1 protein-coding gene is annotated in these 271 nt (G+C 56.5%); it reads right to left on the reverse strand.

Annotation, left to right across the window (positions count from 1 at the left end; all coding sequences use genetic code 11):
• Positions 1–255 (reverse strand): hemerythrin domain-containing protein (locus IAE39_RS29535; RefSeq protein ID WP_201207967.1); only part of this gene is annotated, 255 nt, incomplete at its 3' end.
• Positions 256–271: the final 16 nt, after the last annotated feature.

Consider the following 271-nt stretch of genomic DNA (forward strand, 5'->3'; position numbering starts at 1 on the left):
AATGACCAGCGAGTCGACCGTGCGGTGTTCCTCCTTGGCCTCGTAATACATCTTCGCTTCTTCCTTGCCGCCGGCCTGCTTGATCGCGGGGTAGAGGATCTCTTCTTCGAGAGCCGTATGGATACTCACTTCCTGCTTGATGCGTTCGAGCAGTTCGGCGCGTTTCTTCACGGCGCGCTCGGTGGTCGACGACAGTTCCTCGAGCAGTTTCTTCACCAGTTGATGGTCCTGGATCAGCAGTTCGATTGCGTTCATGGGACACCTCTTCAGG

The sequence above is a fragment of the Pseudomonas sp. S37 genome (genome assembly GCF_016658545.1).
GTDB lineage: Bacteria > Pseudomonadota > Gammaproteobacteria > Pseudomonadales > Pseudomonadaceae > Aquipseudomonas.